The sequence below is a fragment of the Rubripirellula tenax genome (genome assembly GCF_007860125.1).
GTDB classification, from domain to species: Bacteria; Planctomycetota; Planctomycetia; order Pirellulales; family Pirellulaceae; genus Rubripirellula; species Rubripirellula tenax.
Genome location: NZ_SJPW01000009.1, coordinates 1 through 25,520 on the forward strand (window position 1 = coordinate 1; position 25,520 = coordinate 25,520).

27 protein-coding genes, 13 tRNA genes and 1 pseudogene are annotated in these 25,520 nt (G+C 54.1%); 23 read left to right on the forward strand and 18 right to left on the reverse strand.

What is annotated here, in order from left to right:
• The 4 genes from Poly51_RS31105 to Poly51_RS27675 form a co-directional block, all read left to right on the forward strand.
• The coding region (locus Poly51_RS31105) for a hypothetical protein (protein WP_222435937.1) at positions 1 to 216 on the forward strand (216 nt) is incomplete at its 5' end.
• Between the two features lie 90 nt (positions 217 to 306).
• Positions 307 to 627 (forward strand): DUF1801 domain-containing protein, encoded by a 321-nt coding sequence (locus Poly51_RS27665; RefSeq protein WP_186775860.1) that lies wholly within the window; start codon positions 307 to 309, stop codon positions 625 to 627.
• A gap of 76 nt (positions 628 to 703) precedes the next feature.
• Positions 704 to 1,300 carry a CIA30 family protein gene (locus tag Poly51_RS27670; protein ID WP_146462228.1) on the forward strand — a complete coding sequence of 199 codons (597 nt, stop codon included), beginning with the start codon at positions 704 to 706 and terminating at the stop codon, positions 1,298 to 1,300.
• 1 nt (position 1,301) lies between these two features.
• Positions 1,302 to 1,853, forward strand: coding sequence for a sugar O-acetyltransferase (locus Poly51_RS27675; RefSeq protein ID WP_146462229.1), 552 nt, complete (start codon positions 1,302 to 1,304; stop codon positions 1,851 to 1,853).
• Between the two features lie 60 nt (positions 1,854 to 1,913).
• Here the strand turns inward: Poly51_RS27675 and Poly51_RS27680 are convergent, their stop codons facing one another.
• The 8 genes and pseudogenes from Poly51_RS27680 to Poly51_RS27710 all read right to left on the reverse strand — a co-directional run bounded on the left by Poly51_RS27680 (position 1,914) and on the right by Poly51_RS27710 (position 7,615).
• Complete coding sequence (locus tag Poly51_RS27680; RefSeq protein WP_146462230.1) at positions 1,914 to 2,345, reverse strand: type II toxin-antitoxin system VapC family toxin; 432 nt, start codon at positions 2,343 to 2,345, stop codon at positions 1,914 to 1,916.
• On the reverse strand, positions 2,342 to 2,560 hold the full coding sequence (locus Poly51_RS27685) for a hypothetical protein (RefSeq protein ID WP_146462231.1): 219 nt from the start codon (positions 2,558 to 2,560) through the stop codon (positions 2,342 to 2,344). The genes Poly51_RS27680 and Poly51_RS27685 overlap by 4 nt, the downstream gene beginning before the upstream one ends.
• A 67-nt stretch (positions 2,561 to 2,627) precedes the next feature.
• Complete coding sequence (locus Poly51_RS31495) at positions 2,628 to 3,206, reverse strand: hypothetical protein (protein WP_246114827.1); 579 nt, start codon at positions 3,204 to 3,206, stop codon at positions 2,628 to 2,630.
• A gap of 42 nt (positions 3,207 to 3,248) precedes the next feature.
• Positions 3,249 to 4,595 (reverse strand): annotated as a pseudogene (locus Poly51_RS31930) (zinc-ribbon domain-containing protein); the annotation flags it as partial.
• Positions 4,596 to 4,741: 146 nt separating this feature from the next.
• Positions 4,742 to 5,131: a CoA-binding protein gene (locus Poly51_RS27695; protein ID WP_146462233.1), complete on the reverse strand. Its 390-nt coding sequence runs from the start codon at positions 5,129 to 5,131 to the stop codon at positions 4,742 to 4,744.
• Positions 5,132 to 5,241: 110 nt separating this feature from the next.
• Entirely contained in the window at positions 5,242 to 5,781 is a 540-nt protein-coding gene (locus tag Poly51_RS27700) for a DUF7691 family protein (RefSeq protein ID WP_146462234.1), read from the reverse strand.
• A gap of 39 nt (positions 5,782 to 5,820) precedes the next feature.
• A complete protein-coding gene (locus Poly51_RS27705; RefSeq protein WP_146462235.1) occupies positions 5,821 to 6,684 on the reverse strand; it encodes a hypothetical protein in 864 nt (287 codons plus the stop codon).
• Positions 6,685 to 6,751: 67 nt separating this feature from the next.
• Positions 6,752 to 7,615 carry a hypothetical protein gene (locus Poly51_RS27710; protein ID WP_146462236.1) on the reverse strand — a complete coding sequence of 288 codons (864 nt, stop codon included), beginning with the start codon at positions 7,613 to 7,615 and terminating at the stop codon, positions 6,752 to 6,754.
• 117 nt (positions 7,616 to 7,732) lie between these two features.
• Between Poly51_RS27710 and Poly51_RS27715 the strand changes: the two genes are divergently transcribed.
• The 14 genes from Poly51_RS27715 (at position 7,733) to Poly51_RS27770 (ending at position 10,310) form a co-directional block, all read left to right on the forward strand.
• Entirely contained in the window at positions 7,733 to 8,191 is a 459-nt protein-coding gene (locus Poly51_RS27715) for a DUF1569 domain-containing protein (RefSeq protein ID WP_146462237.1), read from the forward strand.
• A gap of 406 nt (positions 8,192 to 8,597) precedes the next feature.
• Positions 8,598 to 8,669: transfer RNA gene (locus Poly51_RS27720), tRNA-Phe, on the forward strand.
• A 58-nt stretch (positions 8,670 to 8,727) separates the two neighbouring features.
• Positions 8,728 to 8,800 (forward strand) — tRNA-Pro (locus Poly51_RS27725).
• Between the two features lie 170 nt (positions 8,801 to 8,970).
• Positions 8,971 to 9,043 (forward strand) — tRNA-Lys (locus Poly51_RS27730).
• Positions 9,044 to 9,054: 11 nt separating this feature from the next.
• A tRNA-Ile gene (locus Poly51_RS27735) sits at positions 9,055 to 9,127 on the forward strand.
• 40 nt (positions 9,128 to 9,167) lie between these two features.
• Positions 9,168 to 9,240, forward strand: a tRNA-Lys gene (locus Poly51_RS27740).
• 20 nt (positions 9,241 to 9,260) lie between these two features.
• Positions 9,261 to 9,331: transfer RNA gene (locus Poly51_RS27745), tRNA-Thr, on the forward strand.
• Positions 9,332 to 9,385: 54 nt separating this feature from the next.
• A tRNA-Gly gene (locus Poly51_RS27750) sits at positions 9,386 to 9,456 on the forward strand.
• Between the two features lie 8 nt (positions 9,457 to 9,464).
• A tRNA-Asn gene (locus Poly51_RS27755) sits at positions 9,465 to 9,536 on the forward strand.
• A gap of 85 nt (positions 9,537 to 9,621) precedes the next feature.
• Positions 9,622 to 9,693 (forward strand) — tRNA-Gly (locus Poly51_RS27760).
• 110 nt (positions 9,694 to 9,803) lie between these two features.
• A tRNA-Gln gene (locus Poly51_RS27765) sits at positions 9,804 to 9,878 on the forward strand.
• A gap of 86 nt (positions 9,879 to 9,964) precedes the next feature.
• Positions 9,965 to 10,040 (forward strand) — tRNA-His (locus Poly51_RS30760).
• Positions 10,041 to 10,055: 15 nt separating this feature from the next.
• Positions 10,056 to 10,128 (forward strand) — tRNA-Asp (locus Poly51_RS30765).
• A gap of 107 nt (positions 10,129 to 10,235) precedes the next feature.
• Positions 10,236 to 10,310, forward strand: a tRNA-Glu gene (locus Poly51_RS27770).
• Between the two features lie 137 nt (positions 10,311 to 10,447).
• On the opposite strand, the gene Poly51_RS27775 is transcribed toward Poly51_RS27770, so the two are convergent.
• Entirely contained in the window at positions 10,448 to 10,876 is a 429-nt protein-coding gene (locus Poly51_RS27775; protein WP_246114828.1) for a hypothetical protein, read from the reverse strand.
• A gap of 98 nt (positions 10,877 to 10,974) precedes the next feature.
• On the opposite strand from Poly51_RS27775, the gene Poly51_RS27780 reads away from it, so the two are divergent.
• Together Poly51_RS27780 and Poly51_RS27785 are read left to right on the forward strand one after the other, a co-directional pair.
• Entirely contained in the window at positions 10,975 to 11,196 is a 222-nt protein-coding gene (locus Poly51_RS27780; protein WP_146462238.1) for a hypothetical protein, read from the forward strand.
• A complete protein-coding gene (locus tag Poly51_RS27785) occupies positions 11,193 to 11,531 on the forward strand; it encodes a hypothetical protein (protein WP_146462239.1) in 339 nt (112 codons plus the stop codon). The genes Poly51_RS27780 and Poly51_RS27785 overlap by 4 nt, the downstream gene beginning before the upstream one ends.
• Here Poly51_RS27785 and Poly51_RS27790 read toward each other — a convergent pair.
• Complete coding sequence (locus Poly51_RS27790) at positions 11,523 to 12,992, reverse strand: sigma-70 family RNA polymerase sigma factor (RefSeq protein WP_146462240.1); 1,470 nt, start codon at positions 12,990 to 12,992, stop codon at positions 11,523 to 11,525. The genes Poly51_RS27785 and Poly51_RS27790 overlap by 9 nt on opposite strands.
• Before the next feature lie 95 nt (positions 12,993 to 13,087).
• Between Poly51_RS27790 and Poly51_RS27795 the strand changes: the two genes are divergently transcribed.
• Both Poly51_RS27795 and Poly51_RS27800 read left to right on the forward strand, forming a co-directional pair.
• A complete protein-coding gene (locus Poly51_RS27795) occupies positions 13,088 to 13,342 on the forward strand; it encodes an indolepyruvate ferredoxin oxidoreductase subunit alpha (protein ID WP_146462241.1) in 255 nt (84 codons plus the stop codon).
• A gap of 583 nt (positions 13,343 to 13,925) precedes the next feature.
• A complete protein-coding gene (locus Poly51_RS27800) occupies positions 13,926 to 14,573 on the forward strand; it encodes a hypothetical protein (protein ID WP_146462242.1) in 648 nt (215 codons plus the stop codon).
• Between the two features lie 49 nt (positions 14,574 to 14,622).
• Here the strand turns inward: Poly51_RS27800 and Poly51_RS27805 are convergent, their stop codons facing one another.
• Positions 14,623 to 15,771 (reverse strand): serine/threonine-protein kinase, encoded by a 1,149-nt coding sequence (locus tag Poly51_RS27805; RefSeq protein ID WP_146462243.1) that lies wholly within the window; start codon positions 15,769 to 15,771, stop codon positions 14,623 to 14,625.
• Between the two features lie 99 nt (positions 15,772 to 15,870).
• Positions 15,871 to 16,482 carry a sigma-70 family RNA polymerase sigma factor gene (locus Poly51_RS27810; protein ID WP_186775861.1) on the reverse strand — a complete coding sequence of 204 codons (612 nt, stop codon included), beginning with the start codon at positions 16,480 to 16,482 and terminating at the stop codon, positions 15,871 to 15,873.
• A gap of 68 nt (positions 16,483 to 16,550) precedes the next feature.
• Here Poly51_RS27810 and Poly51_RS27815 point away from each other — a divergent pair, with 68 nt between their 5' ends.
• Positions 16,551 to 17,342: a hypothetical protein gene (locus tag Poly51_RS27815; protein ID WP_146462245.1), complete on the forward strand. Its 792-nt coding sequence runs from the start codon at positions 16,551 to 16,553 to the stop codon at positions 17,340 to 17,342.
• Positions 17,343 to 17,746: 404 nt separating this feature from the next.
• Here Poly51_RS27815 and Poly51_RS27820 read toward each other — a convergent pair whose 3' ends face one another.
• From Poly51_RS27820 to Poly51_RS27845, 6 genes are all read right to left on the reverse strand, one after another.
• Positions 17,747 to 18,880: a hypothetical protein gene (locus Poly51_RS27820; protein WP_146462246.1), complete on the reverse strand. Its 1,134-nt coding sequence runs from the start codon at positions 18,878 to 18,880 to the stop codon at positions 17,747 to 17,749.
• A gap of 260 nt (positions 18,881 to 19,140) precedes the next feature.
• On the reverse strand, positions 19,141 to 21,591 hold the full coding sequence (locus Poly51_RS27825) for a serine/threonine-protein kinase (protein WP_146462247.1): 2,451 nt from the start codon (positions 21,589 to 21,591) through the stop codon (positions 19,141 to 19,143).
• A 44-nt stretch (positions 21,592 to 21,635) separates the two neighbouring features.
• On the reverse strand, positions 21,636 to 21,983 hold the full coding sequence (locus Poly51_RS27830) for a hypothetical protein (RefSeq protein ID WP_146462248.1): 348 nt from the start codon (positions 21,981 to 21,983) through the stop codon (positions 21,636 to 21,638).
• Between the two features lie 69 nt (positions 21,984 to 22,052).
• Positions 22,053 to 22,688, reverse strand: a complete 636-nt coding sequence (locus Poly51_RS27835) for a hypothetical protein (protein ID WP_146462249.1) — start codon at positions 22,686 to 22,688, stop codon at positions 22,053 to 22,055.
• Between the two features lie 8 nt (positions 22,689 to 22,696).
• The gene (locus tag Poly51_RS27840; protein ID WP_146462250.1) at positions 22,697 to 24,979 is read right to left on the reverse strand and encodes a hypothetical protein; all 2,283 of its coding nucleotides are present in this window, start codon (positions 24,977 to 24,979) and stop codon (positions 22,697 to 22,699) included.
• 138 nt (positions 24,980 to 25,117) lie between these two features.
• A complete protein-coding gene (locus Poly51_RS27845; RefSeq protein WP_146462251.1) occupies positions 25,118 to 25,387 on the reverse strand; it encodes a hypothetical protein in 270 nt (89 codons plus the stop codon).
• Positions 25,388 to 25,520: the final 133 nt, after the last annotated feature.

Here is a 25,520-nt window from a genome sequence, read left to right on the forward strand (position 1 = left end):
GCGTTTGAAATTGCTTTTAGTCAACAATTCCAACGCGCGAACCCGCTTGCGGGTTCGATCTTCGGGGAGCTTTTCTTCGAAATTAGTCGTAATTCCTGCGGCCATGCGATTTCTGGACAGACACTAGCTATTGAGCGAAACGCCTTGCTCGCTGGCAAGTTGCTGTGCTTTCGCTTTCAGGTCGTCAGGCATTCGCAACGTGATTGTCGCCACTGAACGTAATCTCCACAAACTGCACTCGGTCAATCGCCACAGATGGTAGTCTACCGATCGTTCCTTCGCGATTCGACAGAGAAATGGATCATCATGACTGACGCAAAGAAAACCAACCTGATTGAGTTGCTCGATTCGCTCGTGATGGCGGCGGTTCCGAAGGCGTCGAAGGTCGCCAAATACGGTGGGACGCTTTACACGCTGAAACCAGAGGAGAAGGAAGGGCAGTTTTGCGGCGTGTTTCCCTACAAAGCGCACGTTCAGTTGTCGTTCGCTCAAGGTTCGTCGCTCGACGATCCCGATGGTTTGCTCGAAGGTGGCGGCAAGTTCCGGCGGCACCTGACGTACAAAAGCCTCGATGATGTCGATGCAAAGATCGTGAAGCGATTTTGCAAAGCCGCCATCAAGCTGTGAGATGAACGGAAGGTTTGGTTTGCTTCGTCGGTATAGTTCACTGCCCGCCCCAATCCTCTTGCCGTGATCACCAAGCATGAAACCGCTCTTTCGATTTGCCGCCGTACTCTTGTTCGCTGTCCTCACGGTACCGGCCGCGGAAGCACAAACGATGACCAGCCTGTTCGACTTTGCCCAATCTGCTGACACACAGTCCAGTGACGCGGCCAAGTGGCAGATCGTCAACGACGGCGTCATGGGCGGGCGATCAAGCAGCCAAGCGTCGATTGTCAAATTGGACACGGGTGAAGACGCGATGCGGTTCGCCGGCAACCTGTCGCTTGAAAACAACGGCGGGTTCGCGTCAGTACGCTCGGGGCCCAGCGGTTCACTCGGTCTCGATCCCGGCGAGACGATCGTGTTGCGAGTCAAAGGCGACGGACGTCGCTACACGTTCAATCTCTACACGCCCGATCGCCGGACGGCATTCTCCTACCAGATGGAATTCGCCACGACCGCCGGCCAGTGGACGGAAGTCAAACTGCCGATCGACCAGTTCGTCGCTCACTCCTTCGGCCGCCGCATACCCGGCATGAAGCTGAGGCCCAGCCAAGTGCAATCCATCGGTATTTTGCTCGGCGACAAGAAACCGGGACCGTTCGAGATCTTGATCGACTCGATCATGGTTCAGTGAAATGAGTGAGAAGCAAAAGATGCTCGCCGGCGAACCTTACGACCCGGCTGATCCAGAACTGACGGCCGATCGCCTGCACACGCGGAAGCTACTCCATACGCTGAACCATGCCGAACCGGGAGACACCGAACGCATGAGAAACGTTTGCCGCGAACTGTTCGGCAGCGGCGGAGACACGGTTTGGCTTGAACCGCCTTTTCGATGCGATTACGGAACCAACATCTATCTCGGCGAGAAGGTTTACTTCAACTTCGACTGCGTGATCTTGGACGTTTGCGAAGTTCGGATCGGCAGCCATGTGTTTGTTGCACCCGGCGTTCACATCTACACCGCCACGCATCCGCTGGACGCTGAACTGCGCCGAACTCAAGAGTTCGGTAAGCCCGTCACGATCGGAGACGATGTGTGGATCGGCGGCAAAGCGATCATCTGCCCTGGCGTGACCATCGGAGATCGCAGCGTCATTGGTGCCGGCAGCGTAGTCACGAAGGATGTGCCGGCCAATGTCGTCGTCGCGGGCAATCCGGCGAAAGTAATTCGTTCGCTCTTCTAGCTCAGAGCCAACAGCACGAGCACGCAGCTTCCGTCGTCGATGACGTTGATGGCCGGCTCACTAGGGCGTGATGCAATTGAGGCCAGCGAACAACACAAAATCCTTCGGGTTCGTCGTCAGGATTGAATGAACTCCAGCAGAGAAGTACGTCGTCGCGAGCAAGGTGTCGAGCAACCGCTTGCGACCGAGTTGATGCTGCCGATGCCAATCAATGAATTGCATTGTCGCGTCGCTATCAGGAAATACGTGATCCACTTCGTTGGCGTTCCACCACTGCTCGGCAAGGTCGCGAGCATCGTCGACCGACAATGGTTGCGAAAAGCGTTTTGGATCAGTCACGATGTGGATGAGTTCTGCCAGAACTTGCGGAGTCAGCGAGAACCGATCGCCGTTATTGAGCAACCGTGCGAGTGTCGCTTTTGCATTTTGATGAAGCGGATGTTGGGTGATAGCGGCCGCAACGAGGAACCCAGTATCCAGTCCATGGTTCAATTTTGCTGCTCCAGCATTTCATCAAGCAGGTCGCTGTTAGCCTCATCATACGAGAGGACTTGACCAACATTCGCCGCAGGAATGTCAAGCACGCTCTGTGACTTTCCCGATGGTCGGTGTTCACCGACACGCTGTGCCAGCCAAACCAACAGTTCTCGCTGTTGGTCGGGAGGCAAAGAGGCCGCCGCTGCTTCGATTTGACTTAGATTTTCCATTCCTGCATTTTCATCTGAGTGACGCGATATTGCAAGCCAGAATCCTTGCTTGTTGATGTTACAGCGGTCAGTTCAGCCAAGGGGGCTGTCGCATTTGCTTGTCGATTCCCAGAACAAACTGTCTGACGCATTTCACCGTCGAATTGAGATCAGCGACTTCGAGAGACAGCGTTACGCCTTTCTTGTTTCGTCCGTTTCGATGCACAATATGGTGTCGCTTGTCAATTGATTTTTGCAAAACGCGAAGATCGTCCTCGCTCGGGAACTGCACTCGCAATACGGTCTCAAACATCTTTTGCACGACGAATAGATTGTGATAGATAACGTCCAAGAGATACTTCTTGACGTTGTTTGCGGCATTGATGTCCCAGTCGACGATTTCCGCAATACTGTACTTCTTCTCCTTGAAAGCTGGCGTCGTCAGCATAACCGAGTTTCGCAGTTCTTTTGAGGGAACGACGGTGTTGATGAAGGAATCTGATAGGTACGTTTCCATTGAAGCGATCAAACCCGCGTGAATCAGTCGGTACAGTGCTTGCTGAGAATCTTCATCAGAAATTTCGATGAAGACCAGCTTTGACAAACTTGCGACCGACTCTTCAAACGTTTCAAGATAGGAAACATTGCCAGCAACGGAATCGCTCAAGGCTTCCTGGATCAGTGTGTCTCTCGCGATTCGGTTGCACTGGGGGCAAGTGCGACGATTAACGCGGTTCTGTACCGACTCTGACCAAACATGATCTGGGTTGACGTCACATTGCCACCAAAACTTCTTCGCACTCTGTCGTCGTACGTCGAAAGGAGTTTCCGGCGCGTTCTTTGTCGCGTGCCACGACTTCGCAATTTCAGGCTCAACATTTGCAAGGCATGTCTTGGAATCCGCCAACAGTCCACTGCAATAGGGGCAGCCCGATCCTTTCGTCCGCTGCCAGACGTAAGCCGACCAAACGTGTTCTTCGTCGTTTCTGCATTGCCACCAAACCTTCTTTCCACTGCCGGACCCCAAATGCTCTGGGACAATCGTCCCGTTTTTTGTTGGATGCCACTCCGCCGATAGTTCGGGGCGCTTCGTTGCGATTGAATCCTCCAGAGCAACTCTGCTGGGTCTTCCCGATGTCTGAGGAGCACATTCTGGGCAAGCATGCTTTCGATGAACCTGGTTCTTGACAGACGATTGCCACTCGTGCGTCGGTTCATCGGGACATTGCCACCAGACGACCAATTCTGAACCCTGAGAAACTTGCTCGGGATCAAAATTGGCGTTCTTCGTCGCATGCCAAAACTTGAGCAGGTCGGGATGGGATTCGCTGACGGCAGTTGTTCCACGACGCAACCTCGAAGTAGCGGGCTTTGTCGCACTGCGTTTTCGTTTTTTTCTTTGGTGTCCCTGGCAATGCGGGCAGTTCTTTCGTCCATCTGTACGCGTCTTGACCATTGCGGTCCATTCATGAGCTGCATCCTTTTGGCACTGCCACCAAACGCACTTCTCACTTCGGTTGGGAACCGCCTCCGGTACTAAATCGCCGTTCTTCGTCGGATGCCACTCGGCGGCGACGTCCGGAGATTTTGATGCAACAGACATTTGCAGTCGCCTGCATCCAGGACAACCACTCGACCCAATGGCTCGACCTGCAACTGTTGCCTGCCACTCATGATGACTGTCGACGCTACATTGCCACCAGACCTTTTTGTTCGATTGAGGGGCAAGTTCGGTTGGCTTCAAATCTCCGTTTTTGTCTGGATGAAACTCGCTTGCAACATCGGGATAGAGCATCTCAATCGAATCTTCGGCGATAACTCGACGGCCAGAGCAATAGGGGCAACCGTGTCCCTCATAGACTCTTGCTCGAACCTGAGATTGCCATTCGTGACGAGAGTCTTTACTGCAACGCCACCAGACTCGATAGCTACTGTTGGAAGGAATTTGATCTAGGCTGTGGGCCTCATTCAGCGTTGGATGCCACTCTTTCGCCAGCTCGAGGTCATGGGAAACCAAGAGTGGTACGTGAATTCCAGCTTGCTGTAGCGTTTTCATAGATTTCCGATTCGAAATTGGAGCTATTCAAGACGACAACGCAGCGCCGTAAGGCGTTCGCGTCGATCTTGAATTCCATTCCCGTATTCTAAGAAGAGGTTGGGGTTTCTGACACCTCATGACGCATTGCTGTGCGGAAACCATCACTAGCTGAGCGCAAGAAGTACGAGAATGCAACTTCCGTCGTCGATGACGGTGATGCCGGCTTCGCGTGCGGATTCGCTGGCCTGATCGTCTTCGGCTCCGGGTTGCATCCAGATGTGCTTCACTCCGGCCGCGATTGCGTCGGAGACGACTTTGCGAGTGACCTCGGGTGGCGTAATGATCGAGAGAGCTTCGGGGACGAGCGGTAGGTCGGCGATCGTCGGGTAGGCTTGGTGGCCTTCGATTGCGTCTTGGGCGGGATTGAGCGGGTAGGTCTCTCGGCTGGCGGCGAGCAGGGCGCGGAAGACTTTGTTGCCGTACTTGTGCTGACGATTGGATGCGCCGGCGACTGCATAAGTTTTTGCGGCGAGAAACTTTTCGATTGAGTTCATAGGGAGTTTCTTATCGGGAGCGAAAGTATCACAGAGCGTCGCAGAATTCAGTCAATTCAAGCGTCCTATGACGGATCGACTATTGTGAACTGCGGATTCGACGCATTCGATCAACTACAAAGCATCACAGCCAACAAGTCCAGTCCGTCCTCGTGTACAGATTCAACGACTTCGTGAAAATTTGTCCGAGCGGATTCGGCTTCTTCATCGGTGCATTCATCGGCTTCTTCTAACGCAGGCAGAACGATGGATTCGATATCGGAATTTGCGAGATAGCCCACCTCCGGTGGTCGGTCGCTACAGGTGGGGACCGCAAACGGTGGGGACTGCGATTGAAACCAATGCCAGATGCCAATGTCGTCGATATGGCCGTGGCTCCGCAACAGCGTGAATCCAGGTATCTCCACCTTTTCGCTGGCGACTTCGCACAACCAGCACAGTGCGTTGAAGTAATCCGTGCCGCAGTCGTCCGGCAGACGGCAAGCACAGATCTGACTTGCGAACTTAAGCGAGTCTTTCACTTCATCCTCGGTGAATTCGTTTGCTTCACGAAGTCGGTCTGCCATTTGGTCCAGTAACGTGCTGGGATTCGAGAACTGCTCTGCGACTTGCGAGGCATTCATGGCAAAGAAGTAAATGGAGTATCTCATTTGGCTTTGTTATTGGAGTGTTTTATGTGGTTTGATGACTTACGCCAAACCAACCGACTGCCGAGTCAGCACCGCAGCCAAACATTTCTCGGACATCTCTGGAAGCGTCAAACCTCGGTGTTCAGCAATCAACCATATGATGGACTGAGCCAGGGCCACGATATCATACGAAATATTGCTGTTGACAGGTTTTGCCACGAAGTGCTTGACGGAGTCAACAAACGCCTTGTCAAAGGCGGCCTGATCTTTGGCGATCACAGCCTCCCATGCCGCACACAAAAGTCGTGGCCGTTTGAGGCGGGATTTCTTGGCCTCTTCAAACAGTTGATCGGCACCGTCCATCGGTTCGGGACTCAGACTTCCGGCGATGCAAATCATTATTTGGAACATCTGATCTTCGATCTCTCCAGCACAGTACTCTGGTGGAATCGTGGCATCGAACCCCGCGCAGATCTTTGCCACATCGTCCCAACGTCCGGTTAGGCCGCCCAGTAAGAGTCCGCACCGAAGCTCCGTGTACCAACGTAGGCTGTGAGAAGGTTTGGATCTGTCGACCGCAGTCTTATTATTCAGATGGCAATTTTCGAGGCTCTGTGGATCGAGAAGCTTGTACTTCGTTTTCTGCTCTTCCGTCAGGCGAGCCAACGCAGCTTTTGTCCACCAGTCCCCGCAGAAGTAATCGACAACGAGATCAACGCCTGTTTGTGCTTGCTTTGGCAGATCATCAACGACACCGATTTGCAAATGATGCAATGTCACAAGGACGATCTTGTCTTGGATAGCCGAACTACGGTGATTCACGGTTGGCGCGTATGCGTTCTCGTGGCTTTTCTCACGACGTCGCTTTAGGACATGGGAAAACTCGTAGACCCACTTGTGCTTCAAAATTTCATACTTCTTCATAACAATCCTGTCATCATTTCCGTTCCGATTGGCCAGCGAGCACTGAGTATAGAAAGATCGTTCATCATCAGGCCAAACCAACCGACTGCCGAGTCACCACCGCAGCCAAACATTTCTCGGACATCTTTGGAAGCGTCAAACCTCGGTGTTCAGCAATCAACCAGATGATGGACTGAGCCAGGGCCACGATATCATACGAAATATTGCTGTTGACAGGTTTTGCCACGAAGTGCTTGACGGAGTCAACGAACGCCTTGTCAAAAGCGGCCTGATCTCCAGCGATCACAGCCTCCCATGCCGCACACAATAGTCGTGGCCGTTTGAGGCGGGATTTCTTGGCCTCTTCAAACAGTTGATCGGCACCGTCCATCGGTTCGGGACTCAAGCTGCCGGCGATGCAAATCATCAGTTGGAACATCTGATCTTCGATCTCACCAGCACAGTACTCCGGTGGAATCGTGGCATCGAACCCAGCGCAGATCTTTGCCACATCGTCCCAACGTCCGGTCAGGCCGCCCAGTAAGAGGCCGCACCGAAGCTCCGTGTACCAACGTAGGCTGTGAGAAGGTTTGGATCTGTCGACCGCAGGCTTATTGTCGAGATAGCAATTTTTGAGACTCTGCGGATCGAGAAGCTTGTACTTCGTTTTCTGTTCTTCTGTCAGGCGAGCCAATCCAGCTTTCGTCCACCAGTCGCCGCAAAAGTAATCGACAACAAGATCAACGCCTGTTTGTGCTTGCTCCGGCAGATCATCAACGACACCGATTTCAAGATGATGCAATGCCGCCAACCTCATCTTGCTGTCTATGGCAGCACTTCGCCATTTGTGGGTAGGCGCGTATCCGTGCTCAAGGCACTGCTGGCGCAAATATGGCAGCACAAAAGAAATGTCGAATACCCACTCATGTTTCAAAATCTGATATCGCTTCATTTTGACTCTTTCATTACTCAAAGCTCTCATCTTGCTCCAACACATAACAAAGGAGCAGTCCGACGGGCTCGGTTGATCCCCGTATATTCCAATGTCCTATCCCGTTATACTAACCACATGAAACAACTGCGGGAACTACACTTCGACGATCTGAACGCGGCGGTTCAAGAAGCACGATCGCTACTGCAGAGCGGCTACAACCAAAATGGCAATTGGTCGCTGGGGCAAATCTGCCGTCACCTAACGCTCGTGCAAGATCCGAGTGTTGATGGCTATCCGAAGTGGATGTCGTTCTTCGCGTTCTTGCGTCCTGTGATGCGACGGACCCTCTTGCCGAAAGTCCTCAGTGTCGATTCACCTCGTGGAATTCGTACAGCGTCGATGTTCGTTCCGCCGGCCGATCTGGATGACGCTGGTGAGGTTGAGGCTTTTGCTGCGAGCGTGGATCGGTTCTACGCTCACGTTGGTGACTATGCTCCGCATCCAGCGTTTGGGCGACTGCCACGTGAGCGGATTGAGCAAATTCATTCTGCACATGCCGCTCATCACTTGCGTTTCCTTGTACCCCGCGACTGATATATTTTCGCGTCCAATGAGTACTTTCGAGCCTGAGCGGTGTTTCATGTTCGTGTGAGGCAGCATCGGCCAAGAATGTTTTTTGCGGAAGCTGACATTTTTGGCGAACCATCTGGCGGCGAGAGAGTCTATCTCTCCGAACACACAAGTCACATTCACAGACGAGCGAGTAACGAGCTTTCTGATGTTAACGAATATGCAATCCAGTCGACTCGAACAGATACACGAAGGCAGTCTCTTCGGCGGGCAACCGTTGAATACAGATAATGCCCCGGCGTATCCGCGTCTGATGTGACACTCGCTTTCAGTAGCGAACGACTTCTTTATGAAGGCTCGGTGTCACACAGACATCGAGCCTTTTTTCGTGTCCGCATCGAACGGGCAACCCCAACAACGAACCCAATTTGGGCTGGTAGCTGAGACGGTCTAGCGGCGGTCTGAAGAACCGCAGACGAGGATTCGAGCGCCTCCCGGCCCACTGACAAGGAAGATATGCGCCGACGGAATCATCCGCGGCGATTGAAGCAACACAACATCGGATACAGGTGCAGATGGAAGCACGCCTGGTTTGGGACCAGGAGGCTCTCGGTTCGACTCCGAGGTGTCCGACTTTTTTGAAACGACAACATGGTAGTCGAGGGCTGGTCGCCCAAATCCGCCTGATACGCGGGTCGCGCTGAGTTCGATCCTCGGGGCTACCACTTACGACAACGACACGAAAGAAAAACCAACATGCTGTCTGCACTGCGATTGAAACGCATAGCCGCGATCGAATAAGCGGGGCTGTGGTGTAACTGGCAGCATGACGGACTTTTAATCCGTTCGGTGAGGGTTCAACTCCCTTCGGCCCCATCGCTACGCATCGGCGTGTAGCTCAGGGGTGAGAGCGGCGTCCTTATAAGGCGACGGTCGCGGGTTCAATTCCCGCCACGCCGACTGAAACAAAACAACGACGACGCTGAGAACAACAACACATGGGATTGTGGCAGACAAGGTAATGCATCGGACTCTTAATCCGAGCGATGTGAGTTCGATTCTCACCGATCCCACTTGAGACATTTTGAAACAAGCACTGATGGTCTAACGGCAAGACTCCTCCGTCGTAACGAGGTGATGCGGGTTCGATTCCGGCTCGGTGCTCTTGAGACGCTCCGGCGTCATTGATCTTTGACAATTTGGTAGTGATGCATTTTTGCGCCCATGATGTAGCGGTAGCCTGCTGCCTTGCCATGGCGGAAGTGTGGGTTCGACTCCCACTGGGCGCTTTGCAGAATCCGGTGTGGCCCAATGGTAAGGCGGCTCCCTGTTAAGGAGACGAGTGATGGTTCGAGTCCATCCGCCGGAGCTTCGCGAAGTCTGAAGGGTGAAGCGAGAAGTGTGAGATAGCTCGCTTCGTTTCACACCTCGCCCTTCAAACTTCCGCATATTTCGTGTCCTTGGCCGAGCGGCAAAGGTTCCGGACTTCCAATCCGGCTAGGTGGGTTCGACTCCCGCAGGACACTCTTTTTAATTGTTTGAAATACTCTCTCCGGCGCGTAGTCGCGACGTGAGCCTTTGAAGCTCGCAGGTCGGGTTCAATTCCCGAACGGAGTGCTTTGCAAGTTTTAGTTACGCCGGAGTAGCAGTTGTTGGTCGCTGCACCTGACTCTGAATCAGGAGTTCATTGGTTCGATTCCAGTCTCCGGTGCTGTTGATGTTTTCGGGTATAGCTTGGAGTAAGCGGTGTGGTTTGGGACCACGCATGGACAGTGTGCGACTCACTGATACCCGACTGTGGCCAGATCTGGTGTTGGTTTCCAGAGACTCACTGTGAATGAGTTTGTCGCCGGTTCAATTCCGGTTGGTCACCCTCGCGAACATATTCGGTGGCAATTTCCTCTGGGAAGGAAGCTTGATTGTCTATCAAGTCGCTGCGGGTTCGACTCCCGTTGCCATCGCTTTGCAAACGCCGCATTCGACTACTGGCTAGGTCGGCTGCTTCTCAGGCAGCAGGAAGGAGATCGAAACTCCTATGCGGTACTCGCTTCGATCGAAGCAACAAAACGGCGTGGTAGATTCTGATGGCAGAATCGTCTGGTTTTCATCCAGGAGTCCGCGGGTTCGATTCCCGCTCACGTCACTGCGTCTCTGACGCAATACGGAAGTCACCCGGCCGGATGAGGACACTGTCTTGAAAACAGCTGCGGCTATGGTGACGTTCACACCGTTGTGTGGATCGATTCGGCGACAACCGGATCTGCGGCGGCGTTTCCGAATTCAGGGGTGGATCGCGTTAAGCAGGCCTTTGCGACCGAACTGTCCCGAACGAGTCATTCGGAAAACGGTGCGCAGAACGCGGCCGTTGTCGGCGACTCGGTCGAAGACTTGGTGCATGAGCTTGGTGTCTCGCGTCGACAGTACAACCAATAGCGCCGCCGGCATGTCCTTCATATAAGCACGCTCACGTGAGTAGACGGCCAGCTTTGCCAGGAATTCGTTGTCGTCGATCTCGTCGATCAGCTTTCGCATCGCATCGAGTTGGTTTTTCGCGGTTGCGTAATAGACGTTATCGAACGTACCGGTCGCCGCCATTTGGGCGAGCGCGTGCTTCGCAGACAGCGTGTACGCTGGGCCGCCTGCTTCGCTAACGACGGTTCCTCGTGGAAGGACGCTGGTGATGCTTTGGAATAGAGACTTGTTAACCACGATGAAGTTTGAATAGTGAGGGGTGAAGTGTGAAGTGTGAAATGGAGATGAAATCGAGAAGCGTACGGTAGTGATGCAGATTCGGTATTCTGTTTGATATGAAGACTGACTTGCCCGAACGGACGTTCGCGTTTGCGAAGCGGATTGTGAAACTCTGCCAATCTTTGGAAGAGCATGCGGCAGTCGCTCAGACGCTGAGCCGACAGCTCATATCAAATCTTCGCGACGCGATCGAACGACTGATCGGACGTGGTCAGTTCACGGCCAAATTTGCGGAACAGTTGTGCGACCGGCTCTTTCAGAATGGTCGTGCCGAATGAATGTCACCGGGTTGGAATGTGTCGAAGAGTCCATTGATCAGGAAGGCTACCTGATGAAGTTGATCGCCAATGAAACGGCGGCCCATTTCTTTCCGTATACGACCGAACATCGTGACATCCGAATTTCAGGACTGAACTACGAAGACGATTCGGCGGGCAATGCGCTGGCGGCGATGGTCAAGCCTGGTGTGATTGAGTTCCGGCATCACCAAGCTTTTTCGGACCAGCGTGTGCGAGAGATCGCTGCCCGGATCGTCGCTTCTCCAGTCGGCGATTTCGCTTCGTCGTTTTCGATCCATTACCAGGGAAGGATCCTCGTCCCGAGTTCATCTTGATCGACCAACCATCGCCAGGATGTCTTCGATGGTTGCGGTTCGGTCTGAGGGCGATTTGCGGAGCGTGGCTGCTAGAATATTGCGAAGCTCGCTGTGAATTGCTTCGCTTGGCATGACTTCTGGATCGAGCCCCGAGAGCGTTGACGAGAGTGATTCTTCGGGAGTTACACCGAGGTTGGGTGGCTCCTGGTAAAGGAGCCAGTGAAGGAGACCGCCGATGGCGTAGATGTCGGTCTTGGGTCCGATCGAACCGAACGCCGGGTCGATTTGCTCGGGAGCCGCGAAGCCCGGTGTTCCACCCAGTAATCGAGGCTTGTCGATCGCGGACGCTGTTGTTTCGATGGATGCTTGTGAAAAACCAAAGTCGGCGATCGTGATTCGATCGTTTGCATTGACCAGGACGTTGCTCGGCGTGAGGTCACCGTGGACCAGGCCGGCTTGATGTACGGCCCCGATGGCATCGCAGATTTGCTGGAGCCAATGAACGATCTGATTCGGCGTCACGTCGGCAGCGTCCTGCAATGAATGCCCGTCAATCCACTCGCTGATGACATACGGGCCACCGTGCGGTGATTCGCCGTAACTGAGGTAGCGGATGACGCCTGGATGGTTGATTTGCGAGGCGAGGTTAATTTCGTTTAGGAATGACCGGCGAGCAGCGTGGTTCTGCCAGAACGCCTTGCGAAGGAACTTTACAGCGGCGACCGTTCCGCCATCGGCTTGCATGCTCGCACGATAGACCTTGCCGAAACCACCGCTGCCAATCAATTTGCCGAGCACGAACTCGTTGTAATTCACTCGCGGCATCGTCGGCGGACTGTTTGCCGTGTGTGCGGTTTCGTTCGTGCTGGCGACGTTCGGGGCCAGTTGTTCGCGAACACGCGACAGCCGGCGACGGACGGTTCGCTCGTCGATCCCGAGCGACTCGGCAAGCTCTCGATGCGTTTGGCCGGCCAGTATTCCCTTGATGATCACAAATAAATCGTCCGTTAATTCGGCCTTCAACGTCGCTATGAACTCATTTGCCTCGTCGTTCTGGTCTTGGTCGTGCTCGCTGGTGAACTGAGGCTGGACGCTGTCGAGTGAATGTCGAGCCTGATCGCCGCCACGCTTAACCGCTGATTGACGTTCAATCGAACGAGCCATTTTTCGACGAGCAAAGGTCGCGAGCAGACGCCACAGCGAAACACTGCGACTGACTTCGATGCGACTGTGTCTGGCGGCGTCGAAGAAGCTGCCCATCGCCGATTGAACGACGTCGTTTGGATCAATCGAGCCCTGGTAGCTGCGATTCAGGCGGCTGGCGACCAAGGCCACCAAGCGGATGGCGTAGCGATCAAACAGGACTTCGGCGGCTCGCTCGTCACCTGCTTTCCACTCGCGCAACAACCAGCCATCCGGCCGATCGGTGAACGATTCGGGGATATTTGGATTTTCCTCGGGGCTACTGTCCGGTTCCAAACTCGCTTTCTCACTTCCTTAGTGGCACGGTGGTCCTCCACCGTGATTCAATTTCACACGGTGGAGACCACCGTTCTACTTTAGGAGACACGAAAATGGCGATGGTGGTTACTCAGCCCTGCATTGGGTGCAAAGACAAAGCGTGCTTGCCGGTTTGCCCGGTCGAATGTTTTCACGAAGACGACGCAATGGTTTACATCGACCCCGATGAATGCATCGACTGCGGAGCCTGCGTTCCTGAATGTCCAACCGAAGCAATCTTCTACGAAGACAATGTCCCGGACCAATGGAAAAGCTTCATCGAACTGAACGCAGCCAAGTCGGCGGAAAGTCCGTCAGCACACGATTGAAGCACATTGCAAACTATGTCGCAGACTGACACTGTCTCCGCTAAGGAATTTGAGTCGCACTTGTCGAATAGCAGCGTTATTCTCGCCAGAGGTGCAGCTGTCCCGGTGGGTTGTGCTCAACGAGCGAGAATGCGATATGCTATCGCCGAGTTGACGGATAGACCAATTGATGTGATTGCTGATCCAAGCTGCAGACATCCATTGGGCACCGAAGGTTGGCGATTCATCGAGCAAGAGCACGACACGAGGCCGAATCATGGCGACAAACAACGCTAAACCAACGCATAGCGTTTTTCTGCAATGCAATCGCGAGGAAAGCAGAGCAGTCCGTGAGTCACTGGTGCGACAGAGTCGATGGACAGCGATGAGATGGTGGCTGGTGCTTTCTTTGTCCGGTTGTGGATTCGCTTTCCTCGCAGCTTTCTATCAGCGATGGATCGGTGTGGAATGGTCAGCCGCCTCGTCGTTTGGATTTCGGATTCTGCTCGTCGTTGGCTTTCTTTCGTTGGTTGCCCTTGCGTTTTGCTGGCTACGGGGTTGGCGTGTACGCCGGCTTCTCGGTTCGAGCGAACTCACTTTGCGAATGAGTGAGAAGAGAATCGAAATCGAAGACTATTTTATCGACTTTAAGTTTTGGAACCAACGTCCGGTGGTGACGTGGTTGCCAGGCTCCTCGGAAACGATTTTGCGATTTGAACTGCGACGCGCGTCGTGGTCGATCCAGCATGGCACGCTTCGTTCCCGTAAGCTTGTCTCCATTCCGCTTCCCCAACACACCGCGGACCAGCACGACAGCCTGGAACGTTTGTACTCGATCGACCAACACTCCAGTGTAAAGAATGTGGCAGATGGTCAAGAAGATGAACCGGCTATAGATGCCTCCGATCATCGCTGTCCCGGTTGCGATTGCGCACTGAAATACTCGCAGCGCTATCCGGATTTCTTCTGCACGGATTGCCTTTCGCTTGCAGAAGACGCCGACGGACGTCGTTTGCAGTTCGGAAACATGGGGCCGATGGGCGGGTTCTATTGGTCCTTGGACGGTGCCTTGGATGGAAAATCAGAAACAACGCACGAAAATAGCGACCCGGTGAAGTGCCTGATTTCGGGGCGTCAGGCGATCGTCGTGGAAGCACGTTTCGGCGGCGTTGTTGCTCAGCCGGTGGATTCCAAGGGCGGCGCATCATGGGTGAAAGGGAAATTGGTGGATCTGACGAGGAAGTCGCCGTAGTTCAGGTTCGTACCCCGGCATACCGTGGAAAACTCGTGCCCATAAAAAACTAAATCGACATCAGATCATTTAGTAGTTCAGCGGCGCTCGCCGGTCGTTTGTCGATTTCCTTTTGCATCAGTTTCATCACGAGTGCCGATAGACTGGGATTCAGCTTGGGGGCGACTTCGTGTAGCGAAGCTGGTTCCAACGACGCCACGTTGCGAAATACTTGAAGCAAGTTGTTATCCGAGAATGGATTTCGCGATGTCGCAGCGAAGTAAAGTGAGGTGCCAAGTGAAAACAGATCGGATCGGAAGTCAACTTGGTTGCCGATCAGTTGCTCTGGCGACATGTACTCAGGCGTACCCGGCACCGCATTGGATGCTGTCAGTCCCACATCGTGCATGGCCTTGGCCAATCCGAAATCGGTCAGACGAATACGGCCCGTACCGTCCTCGAGCATGATGTTGGCGGGTTTGACGTCGCGATGCAGGATTCCGCGTTCGTGGGCCGCCAACAATGCTTTGGCGGTTTGCAACGCGATTCGTTGGAGTGACTCGCCGTTCAACGGCGAACCGTCTTGGTCGATCGTTAGTTGAAGCGACCGTCCCAACACCCGCTCCATCACAATGCAAGGCGTTTTTTCGATCTCGTGGGCCGCCAAGATGCGAACCACATTTTCGTGATCAATCACCGATAGGTGCTTCGCTTCGCGCAGGAAACGCGCCCGCGATTGTTTGTCACGCGAGGCATGGGGTAACAAAACCTTGATGGCGATGGGCTGCGGATATTCTGATGATGTCGCTTCGTACACCGCGCCCATGCCGCCACTTCCTAGAAGTCTCAATACCTCGAACGATCCGAAACGTCCGAGCGTCCCCGACCTCTCACTCGGTTTCAACTTCTTCGACAGCCCCGGCGTGCCAGATGAATCGGATGGGTCCTGTACGGAGTGCGAAGTGCCGATGACAAGAAATCGCGATTGCAGCAAATCAGACTTCACCTGGCTGAGCCGCTGAGAAGACTCAATCAACGGATCGCGATTCCTTAGGATCGTCGCGTCGTGCTCAAATTCCGATCCTCCCACCCATTGCATCAAGCGATCCTGGCAATGGGTGCAAACCGACAGGTGATGTTCAACGAGCGACTGCTGCGAATCCGTCAAGTCGCCCGTCACCGATCCAGCGAGTTGCGATTGAGTCAGGCAATGGGACATGGGATCAGCAACGTCGGTTACAAGGTTGTTTCGTGTCGTGAATCTTGTAAGACTAGTCGCGACGGCGCGAAACCTTTCAAGCAATTCTTCGGACGCATGCTACTCATCCGGTTCGATGCTTTGAATCAGTTCACGGATGCGTTTGATCACGCGGCTTTTGGCAATGTAGACCGCGCCGACCGACAGACCAAGCGTTTCGGCGACCGTTTGTGCTTTTTGATTTGCAATCGAAGTGAGTTCAAAGGCCTGCCAGGTCGCCGGAGTGACTTCGGCTTGCACTTTTTCCGATGCCCATTGCATCAGCCGTTGTTGGTGCTGTTGGTTCCAGTGTTCCTCATCGTCGGCAGGGTCGCCCGCGGGATCAGCAACCTGTTCCAACATCTGATGAACGGCGGTGTTCCCGCTGCCAGCGCTTCCGACCTTCTTCTTCCAGGATTTCCCAATCTGGTTGCGGGTAACGGTGAACAAGTATCCGCGAAACTTTCCCTGCTTTGGATCATAGTCGAATCGGGAAATGGCACCGTTGATGCTTGTTAGAACATCTTGGGCGACGTCCGAGGCGTCGGCGTCTTGCAAACCCTGCTTGCGAGCATACGCATAAATCAGCGGCAAATAAATCTCGACGAACTCGCTCCACGCAGCCTGGTCTTCATGCGAACGAATCCGCAGTAGCAGGCTGCCTCGTGTTAAGATTGGATCTTCTAAAGTCATGGAAATCTCGGCGGACGGAACAATATGCTTCGTGCTTGATTCCATTATCTAAATGCGGAAGCAGAACGATGCTGCATCATAGCGGAAATATGTCGCCCATTTTCATATCTCGCGGTTGGCATCAGTCTTGGGTACTGTTCGTCCTTGCCATCATGTGGCTCATCACCGGTGTCGCATGGCTTGGCATTCAGTGGCCGATGATTCTGGTGGTGACGACGGGGCCTGCGGCGGTGTTGTTGCTGCTCGCTTGGGCTTCCCGCCGCCAGGCATTCAAAGAGCAGCAAGTCCTCGATGCAGCTAGAACCGGCAGTGTCGTATTCCGATGGGATTTGACTGGCAAACAAGCCGACTGGTTTCGTCAATCTCGCCGAAACCGATGTCGGCGGAAACTGTTGTTCTGGGCGGTGTTGCCGATGATCGCTGGTTGTTTGCTTGCTGCACTCGTGGGATTCTACAACCTTTTGCAAGGTGTGTCCGTAGGTCACTCGATCAAGATGGCCGGCGTGTTGGCTGCCGTGACGTTCGTGGCGACCGGCATCATCGCAGCCGCGTTCTGGATCTGGACCTTGCCAGGCTTGCGGACTCTCAATCATCACGACTTGCCAGTGCTGTTTCTCAGTGACAGCATTCGGGTCGGTGACGAGGTGCTACACCTGAGTCTTTGGAAACGGTCACGCGAGTTCACGGTAACAGCGATTGACGATTTCTTTCTCATGACGTTGAAGTTCACGTCGACCTACAACGACGGAAATGGGTTCCGATCGGTCGTCACCAGAACGTTAGAAATTCCGATTCCGTTTGAATGCGAAGATCAAGCCGATGAAATTGCCGAAACCTACCGTCTCGTACGTCATGCGTAGTGAACGAGTATTGCTTCGCTGGGCACCCAAAAAAAGCAGTGAACCATCCTTCGTTCACTGCTTTCGACACCAGAGCGCAAGGTGCTTTCTCGGCGATTACTTCCCTCCGTCGTTGCCGCACACTTTGTTCATGCGCTGAACAGCCTCCTTCAATCGTTCAGAAAATTCATTGTAAGCATCTAACCACGAGTTGAGGTTTTCGTTCCAGGCAGGTGAGCCGATTGGATGGACCGTCCACTCTTCGCCTTTCCGTGCTGACCCGTAGTCCGTTTGCGAATATAACTCCAGAGCACCGGCGATCTGTTCAAGAGTTTCGGTTAAGTAATCGGTATCCGCAACTGCTTGTTCGCAAGGGCATGGATCCGGTGCGGGCGGATCGTCTGACGGGGGAATTCTATTTGTCGTTAGACAGATGGCTTTTCGTAAAGCTCCGCATAGGTTCCGCCAAAGACAAATTCTTTCGTGACCGGCGGCTTGTTGAGTGGTGTGAGCGGCGGATCGCGAGCGGGGTCGTAGATGTCGGCGTGAAGGGAATCGAGTCTCGCTTGATGGAATGACTCGGCACTCCGCTGTCGACGCAATCCGACTTTCTCTTTCAGCCAGAGGCGAGTCTCAGCGATCAATTCGTCAAGCTTGGCCATCCGCATCGAACGGTAGAAGTCGGCAGTCGCCAGGTCGACTTGAAGCAGGATCAGATGCCGGCGTCCCGCAACCATCAACACTTCCAAAACGAAAAAGGCATTTCGTGGCTGGAATTGGATCCTCTGGTCGGTCATCAACCGGGGATTGCGATCGGCAAGAATGACGAGGCTGGCGGGTGTGTCCCAGGCCGAGTTCTCGCCGAGCGCCTCGAAGCCGTATCGTGGAGTGATGACCGATCCCGGCGGAAATCGGTGCTCGATCGCATCCTGGCGACAAGGACGAAAAAAGACGCCAAGGTTGGACAGATGCCGCTGCGCGATGAGCGATGCGTTGTAGGGGCAATCGGGCCAAGGAAAGTGATGGGTCACGCCCAGTGCATGTGCGGGAATTTGGAAAGATGCGAGCCGGTAAGTGTGACGCTCATTTTTATGTCGAAGCAGACTTTCGCGTTGGTCGGCTGTCAGTGATTCACTGGGTCGGGAGGCCGATGCATCGCCTGGGAGCAAGAATTGCTGAGAGTATTTTTGAAAGTCCTGTCGTCGCAATTGGACGGTCCATTCGTCGTCAGAAGCTTGGTCGGCTGTTTTTGCTGTTTGCAGCCATTGTTTTAACTGTCCCACACGCGAACGGGTGCAACGATCGTCGTGATCGGTGTAGGTGGCGCCTCGAAAAATGACCACATTCGGGTCCGCCGAATGGACTTGATAGAGATCCGCGCTGGCGAGGTCTTGCGTCCGCTGCAACTGACGTCCGCTTGGATGCGAGTGGGGCAAGAAGACAAACTGCAACTTGTCGTCAAAGTCTGGCTCGATCAGCTTTCTAGGGCTCGATTTTCTGATTCCCCATCGGAGGCCCACCATGGAAAGGGCGTTTTTCAAAATGTCTGAAAGATTCATCGCGCGCTGGTCTATTTCCTGGAAAGCAAACGTCTCGCTTGATCTGTCACCGCTTCGCTCCGTCAAACTCTCTTGGGAAACGAATGATGAACCCTCACGACCCTTTCACACGCACGTTTTGGACATTCTGGTTCTTCAAATCCGGTAACACGACCTACGGAGTGTCGTTCACCAATCATGGGATTCAATTTAAAATCGAAAACCGTTCGTCCACCGACAAGCCAAGTGACTCCGAATCCTGAATATTTTAGATCACCTACTCACGGCTCGCAGCGATACAGTTCGGACGACGTGCCATCCTTGTATGCGAACTGCACGACCACGAACTGGATCGCTGAGCCGGGTTTGACCCGTGTTTCGTCGCTCGTCAGCTTCCGTTGAAGAATCTCTGTCGGAATCGGGAATGTCTGATCGGGTTGATCCTTGTTCAAGCCGTAGCGAATTTGCTCGATCGCATCGTAACCACTGCTCAGGATCCCGCTGAACCCGATCGACTTCTTTGACACGGCGATCAGGTTTTCCTTGTCAAACACCGTCAGCCATTCAATGGCCTTTTGCTGCCGAGTCTGTCGAATGTCGAATGGCAATAAAAATGGCCCGCGAGCAACACCGTTGCGGTCCTGGTAGCGAATTTCGATCTCGCCGTGATCGTTCGCGCGAGGCAGGGTGAGCGTCTCGGCGGTTGTCAAACCTGGGTCGAACGCGATTCCTTGGAGAAATTGAGTGGTTTGCTTGGGCCGCTCGGGGGACAACGAAGCGAACTCGTCTTCCGCACTGAAACGGTACTCCGGCGAACGAGCGTCCTCGGCAAATTGAAACCGCAGTTGACCTTGCCAGAGCATGATTTCATGCACGTTGACTGGTGAGACATCGGTCGACATTTTGATTGGGTGGTTGAGTTGTTCTTCGTCAACGTCCTGCAACTTTTCGATCAACGCTTGGGCGGATGCGATCGGTTGTTCGAGCTGCGATTGATCTAGGTAGTATTTCAGCACCTGACCAATGTCATGCAAACGCAAGTACTCGTCCAAAAGCTTCTTCTTGGCAATTTTTTCGGTCAGGGTCATGTCATAGGGCGGCTTGCTCTGAATCGTTTCGGACAGCGCAAAGTAGGCCGGACCGAACTCGGGATGTTGATTGGCAAGAAGTTGCAGCCGTTCGCGTTGTTCGGCTTGCGGCTGCAAACCAATGCTCGCCAATTGCCGAGCGGGCAGCGCCGCGTCGCCGGGAATCGCAGCGAACGTTTCTCGCGCCCCCGCCGTTCCTTCTTGCAAACGCAGCAGCGATGCGAAAGATTGAAACGGATCGACCACATTCAAGTTCGATTCAAAGAACTGCAAGTAGGCGCGTCGGGCTTCGGTGGCGTTGCCGCTTTTGGCGTGAATGATTGCGTTGGCATACCACTGGGCAGGCGTTTGAGGATCCTCGTTGATCTTGCTGGCGATCTCGCGAAATTGATTCTGCATCTGGTCAAGCGTCATCGCGATTTGCTCGGTGCTGGTCGCGATTCGACCGGTGTCAGATTCGATTTCGCCGACGTGCGAAGCGATCTTCTCCGCGGCGGCGACCTGCTTTACGTTTCCTTGTTTGGCGTCAGTCAACCCTTGGTAGCCACCAACGCACGCCAAGACAACAAGTGTCGCCGCGAGTCCCCATGCCACTTTCTTCCAAGTTGGCATTTTTTTGATAGAGACATTCTGTTGAATCATCGTTGATTCGTCTTCACCGATTGGTGACCCACCGCTGACCAACGCTGCTTTGGCTCTCGCGCGAATCTGTTCGCCGAAACATCGTGCGGTCTCGTCCAGCATTTGACCGTCGCAAAACGGGCTCAACGCTTCGACCACTTCCGCGGGTGAACGATATCGGTCGTTGGGATTCTTCGCCATCATGCGAGCGACGATCGCGGCCAATTCGGCAGGAATGTGTTCATTAACGTGGTTAAGAAGTTCGGCGTCCTTTTCCGCATGACCGAGTAGCTTGGCGGGCAGTGATTTGTATTCCGGTCCCGAAAACGGAGCGTGACCGCTGAGCAAGTGATAGAGCGTGCAGCCGAGACTGTAGATGTCGGCGCGAATGTCGACCGATGCGCCGCTGGAGATTTGTTCCGGTGCAACGTAATCGGGAGTGCCCAGAAAGCTGCCGGTCATGGTCAACGAGTCGGCGTTGGTGGGCGTGTGACGCAAAGAGGCGATTCCCAAGTCTAGAATCTTGACTTCGCCATTGCTGGCCAACAATAAGTTCGACGGCTTGATGTCACGATGAATCATTTCGTGCTGATCAATCTCGCCCAGCCCCAACGCAACTTGCCTGGCAATTTCGCAAGCCTCGCCGGAAGCCAATATCTCACGATCGCCGATCAGTTGAGCCAGGTCGACGCCTTCGACCAATTGCATCGCGATGTAGCAGACCTCGTCGATCTGTCCGGCGTCGGTCGCCAAGACAATGTTGGGATGTTCCAACCGACCGATCGCTTGCATCTCGCGCTGAAACCGTGCGTAGCGATCGGGGGATGCTGCGAGTTCTTGCGGCAAAACCTTCAGCGCCACGGTCCGCGACAGATGCTGATGCTCGGCACGGTAAACGGTTCCCATCGCGCCGCGGCCGATCTCGCTGATCAATCGGTAGGGACCGATTTGCCGGACGCCCTCAGGCAGACTGGTGAATCCAATCGTGCCACCATCAAGCGTTTCGGATTGATCATCGGTCATCGGGTGCTCTTTTTGATTCGTACCGTTCTCGGTCGATTGTCATTCTAAACAGCCCCGATATCGTCTCCGGCCAAACCGGTCGTTAAAAAACCAAATTTATCATTCGGCAAATCGGTCATGGCAGCGTCGATCTTGGCAGCCTGAAACCGGGTAATCCTACCAGAGCCTGTGGTCTGTCCCGCGAACGATGATATGACCCGCCCCGAACCGGAAGTCTGTCCCGCGAAATGGGTTGCTTTGACAAGACTTTCGCCTGATCCGCTCGTTTGAAAAGACGCGGTCGAAACTTCTGCCGCCAGTGGTTCCAGGTTCGCGTTTCCCAGAACGACGTCAGCCGCCATCAATTGACGATGTTGAAGCGATTGAATCGACAGGGTGCGTTGATTGTTCATCCGAATGGCCTTGAAATCAGTGAATTTGTCGCGACGATCGAGGTGACCATCGCTTTCACAGGTAGATAGTCACGGCCCTTCCGGTTCTTTCACCGAATCTGCAAAATCTTTTTCCGCCGTCGCCAGCATCGCCAAATCCAGCTTCTGGTTCTCGCCGTTGACCTGGACCTTGATCACGCCTGCGTGGCTGGTTCGGCCTCGGTAGGCCACTTCCGCTTTCGGTCGATTGAAAACGATCGCCCCGGTCTGGATCGAGTGCGCGACAAGGCCGTCCGTCTTCGCGTGGAACCGATCTTGGACATAGAACCAAAGGAAGCCACCGTGTTTACCCAAAAAGATGGCGTCGTCGCCGACAACGTGACGCCGCGTGCGTTTGCCGGTCGTTCGGTTGTGGATCGAGATCCGCAAGCACTCTTGGCGAACCGGAGCACCGCCACCAAGGGCCGGAGTGTGAACCTTTGCTTTCTCGACAATAGTATCCATTGAGTCACCGGATTCCGATTGCCACGAAAACCTTTCCAACACGTCGGCCACCGGTGCCCAATGAGCGTGCCAGCGTGCCGAGAAGTAAATGAAGCCGCCCAGGATCGCCACGATCAACACCATGCCGATCCAACCGGGGATCAGCCACGGAATCACCCCGATGGCGACGGCCAGCGCCGCCACCATCAGGAATGTTCTGCCAACGTGAGTTACGAATTCCATGGATCGCCTTAGTCTTCCCTGGGAATCCGGCTGGGAATCTGACTGGGGCCCTCCGTACTGCGGTCCTCTTGATCGAAGAACTGCTTTGGCGCGACCTCTGGTTTGTACTGTCGCGGAGGTTCAGACGAGTCTCTTAAGTCAGCGGGCATGAAAGGCATGTCATCGTCACTGTCGTTCGGCGTTAGCACCACGATCGCTTGGCCGGCACTGATCTGTTCACTGACCCGGTCGTAGGTCTCGAGCACCTGATCGCGAGAGTCGGATTCTACCCTTTCGGTATCGTCGTCACGCGGTGCTTGGTCGATACGAACCATGGGCATCGCCGCGACAACGCCTTTGGCGGCCAAGCCGACGGGATCGAATACTGGCAGTGAATGAAGCACGTCGAAGGTGATTCTGTCATCGTCGATCCGAGTTTCAAATTGAACACGACTCATGTTGTCGAGCAACGCTTTCAGGGGCGGCAAATCAGTTTCGATCGTCGCCAATGCGAATTGCTGTTCGGGCGGACCAGAATCGAGTGAACGGAGAGATTCAACCTTCAGCTGATTCAAACCGACGCGAGCAAATGGATAGGCTAACTTCGTCAACAGGTGCGCGTCCAGCACGCCCGCATTCATCAATCGTCCCTCGTTCGACAGCGTTGCGAATTCTCCGTCGTTGGCCAACGACCGATCGTCTTCCGGCGATGTCAGGACATGTTTCAAGGCTTCGGGCGAATGAGCGACCATCAAATGCGTATCGGTGATGCACCAAGCGGGCTCAAACCAGTATTCGTATCGGGTTGGCATCCAAGTAAAAATCGTGTTTTTCCCAAATGGAATCTCTCGCACCGTGGGAACGCGACGACTGCTTACGCTTGTAAACTTTTCCAAAAGCTTGCGATTCATCTCTTCAACGACTTTGCGGTTCTTGATCGACAACCTGTAGACCACTCCATGGACAAGATCAGCGTCCGAAGATGCCGAAACCGTCAACTGATTGCCAAATGCCCCCAAAGCTTTGTCAATCGGCAAGCCAACAAGTTCCAATGTCGTTCGTTCTACATCACGTTGAAATTCCTGGCCATTGTCTTGACTCACCCGCGACATGGACTCGATCGCGGATTGATACCACTGATTCATGTTGACCACGGTCCCAACCGCCAAGGCCGCGTCGGCTGGCACATGAGCCAGTTCGTTCTTGTTCATTGACGCTGACGAAGCACCTTCAAACAGGCTGTCTTTTCCAACTAGTTCAATCTGCTGCTGCGTTCCACTGACCGTCTTGAAAGCCTTCAGCGTCAACGTCTTCGCTTCGTCAAATCGTCCAGCCGAAACGATTAGCTGAGCCTCTTTGGAAACCGCTACCGCCAGGGGAACGACCCTTTCCAAGTTGGCTCGAGCGAAGTGGGTCATGCCATCAGCGTTTCCGGATTGAATTTCTTCTTGCAACCACGGTGCGGTTTGTTTGCCGCTGATCCGTTGCAGCACGCCCTCAGCAGAACCTTCGCCCACCGCGACGACCAAGAATTCGTCTTCGATGCTCCCCAACAACAACGGCGGAAAGGCCTTCCGCTTGCTGAGTTCGATCTTGACGAAGTCTTCACCGCCGAGCGACATCGACACCGACTCGGCCGCCTGTGCCTGGAAGCTTCTCCGAAGCTGGTCCAGCACCAAGCGAGTCTTTTCGCCGGTCTTCAAGACAATCGCAGCCTCGAACTGGACCGATCGTTCTGTCAGATTGAAATTGGCGTCCGCGTAAGCACTCCCCGCACTTCCGAGGACCACCTTGGCGAATTCAGGCGAGGTTTCAATCAACGATGAAAGCAAACTCGAAGGTGTCTGGGCATCTGCGAAACCAGCATTCATGGCGGCAGTCGTTAAACCCGCGCGAGCAATCAGTTTCTCGAACGGATCGCGGACCAATTCGTTGGCGATCAGTCGATCGACGGGATGCGTGGACTGATGATTCACCTCCCACGCGGGCCACATGGCAAAGAACATGCAGTCGTTCGTCGCAACCGACATCAAACGAGTGTCCCTTTCTGAACCGTCAAAGATGAGACCTTCGTTGGCAATCGGAATTGACTGCAAGGCGTCCATGGCCCCCATCTCAGATGCGTCCGGCAGGTTCTCATCCAGAATGTAGTTTGTGTTTGTTGCCTCTGGCGGCGTTTGTGTCTGTGGTTGTATTGGTGACTGCGTCTGCGCGTCGGCCTGTGAATCGACTTGATCGTCACAGCCCATCAACAAGCCCGCTGCCAGTAGGCAACTCAGCGAGAAACGCCATTTGGGAGTCTTCGATTTCATAGCGATCAACCTTCATTGGAAATCTGAGAGCGAATGAACCGTCGTCCGTTACACCGGCAACACGCCGCGGACGGGTCGGTAAGCAGGTAGACCGATTCACCGAAAACCTTTCACGAGCCGAAATGAATCCGCCTCATTCTAGGAAACAACTCGCAGCAATACCTCTGCCACCACGCAGAAAACGACCCAGTCGATGACAAGGAAAGCAATCCCAACGGAAACGATGGCGACGACGGTATTCGAGAAAAGGCGTCTTATAACAGTCACCCAGCTTACAAAAGCGATCGTTTGCAGCACTCCGGAAACAAGAATCACGATCAGGACCACCAAATAGATTCCGGGAAACATCACGCCGGCTTCGGGTCCTAGAACAAGCAAGCCGCCCACAAGCAGCAGCGGCGGAAGCATGCTAAAACCCAACGTTACGATCGCCAAAGAAGGAAGCAACCATGATCTAGAATCCGAGCGAGCCGCCCTTTGCGGTTGGGAAGAAGCAAAGGGCGGTTGATCGACGACTTGGACCATCAGAATGAGCTCCAGG